This window comes from Oleiphilus sp. HI0061 (assembly GCF_001635675.1).
The window spans coordinates 1-1,673 of the sequence record NZ_LWFE01000229.1 but is presented as its reverse complement, the minus strand read 5'-3'; the positions used below and the strand labels follow the sequence as shown (position 1 = coordinate 1,673).

The 1,673-nt window shown below is 45.8% G+C and carries 3 protein-coding genes; all 3 read right to left on the bottom strand.

What is annotated here, in order from left to right; all coding sequences use genetic code 11:
- A partial coding sequence (locus A3735_RS02800; RefSeq protein ID WP_255375127.1) for a HisA/HisF-related TIM barrel protein occupies positions 1-182 on the bottom strand: 182 nt, incomplete at its 3' end.
- Between the two features lie 23 nt (positions 183-205).
- Positions 206-934 (bottom strand): HisA/HisF-related TIM barrel protein, encoded by a 729-nt coding sequence (locus A3735_RS02795; RefSeq protein WP_068511275.1) that lies wholly within the window; start codon positions 932-934, stop codon positions 206-208.
- A 17-nt stretch (positions 935-951) separates the two neighbouring features.
- Entirely contained in the window at positions 952-1,602 is a 651-nt protein-coding gene (gene hisH, locus A3735_RS02790; protein WP_068511277.1) for an imidazole glycerol phosphate synthase subunit HisH, read from the bottom strand.
- Between the last annotated feature and the right edge of the window lie 71 nt (positions 1,603-1,673).

Sequence of the window (1,673 nt, the reverse complement as noted above, 5' to 3'; positions counted from 1 at the left end):
TCACGGCCTTGGTGACTCGCTGTGATGTCCAAAAAGGTGATTTCATCAGCCCCTTGCTCATCATACTTTTTGGCAACTTCTACCGGGTCACCTGCGTCACGGATATCAACAAACTGTACGCCCTTTACAACGCGCCCTTCATCAACATCCAAACAGGGAATAATTCTTTTAGCCAAGCCCATTAACTAGCTCTCCACTTATAATTTCAATCTTCACAATAGTCTTGAGCCTCTTTAAGGCTTAAGGCTTTTTCATCCAAAGCTCGTGAAACCAATACGGTTTCGATACCCACTTCAGACTCGGAATACAATGCACGAATATCATCCATATCTGCTACCCCGCCAGTCACCCACAATGGTACGCGAGAGACTTCAGCAAGCTTAATAGCCTCGTCGAGATTAACACCCTGACAGCTCCCTATACGCCCAAGGTCTCGATAAACCAGAGCAGAAATATCAGCAGCACTTAATTGCTGCGCCCAGGTTTCGGCAGTAACTGGTGACGTTTTCTGGCAACCATGTGTACACACCTGACCCTCTAGCAGTGACAGGCTCACCGTAATGCGCTCAGGAAAGCGCTTACACATTTCAGCAATAAACGCAGGATCTTCTATAGCTTTAGTTCCTAAGGTCACTGTTCTAATACCAGACTTCAGGTAATGCTCAACTTCAGATTCACTACGAATTCCACCTTCAACATGTAAATTTAGATTTGGAAAACGCTGAGCGATCGAAACGATCATTTCTGCATGAGCCGTCCGCCCCTGAATTGCACCATCTACGTCAAACACATAAAGGTCCTGCACACCGGCATCCATCCAACGCCCGGCAAGGTCTGTCGCATCATCGGAGTAAACTTTGGTCTGATCAAGGTGATGACCAGACACATGCACACATTTAGCCTGCATTAGGTTAATTGAGGGTAGGATATTCATCGCTTGACTAGTACCTTCTATTTTCCAGACCAGTTCGCAAAATTCTTGAGTAGCTGTAAACCTGCATGCTGGCTCTTTTCAGGGTGAAACTGAACTGCAAAAATGCTATCTCGGCTAAGTGCCGCAGCGATAGACTTCCCGTATTGGGCCGAACCTGCCAAGTATTGATGATCAGCCGCTACGTAATAGCTATGGACAAAGTAAAAACGCGAGGCATCTGAGATCTTATGCCACATAGGGTGATCACCATTCTGCACCACCTGATTCCACCCCATATGCGGTACTTTCAAACGAACCTTCTCGCCCTTATCGTTCTCTTCATACAAGCTTTCGCCAAAATGCAAAACATCGCCTGGGAAGGCACCGATACAATCAACGCCTCCATTCTCCTGGCTATGTTGAAGCAAAGCTTGCATGCCAACACAAATACCCAAAAAAGGTCTGTCCTTGGAAACTTCCATGCTTAAGCTATCAAAGCCCAAACGCTTAATTTCAGCCATGCAATCGCGCATAGCGCCTACACCAGGCAAAACAACCTTATCTGATGCACGAATCGTATCCGCATCCGAAGTTACAAGGACTTTTGCATCAGGCGCTACGTGTTCAAATGCCTTCGAAACCGAATGCAAATTGCCCATACCATAATCAATAATGGCAATTGTCGTCATTTTTTCTCACTCGTAAAAAGCAACTGACCTCAAAAGAGGCCAGTATTATTTATTAACTGTCGTACAACTTG

Bases quoted from the DNA above. Each gene is read 5' to 3' on its own strand.
- A3735_RS02795 (WP_068511275.1), bottom strand. From the start codon at position 934: ATGAATATCCTACCCTCAATTAACCTAATGCAGGCTAAATGTGTGCAT.
- hisH (WP_068511277.1), bottom strand. From the start codon at position 1,602: ATGACGACAATTGCCATTATTGATTATGGTATGGGCAATTTGCATTCG.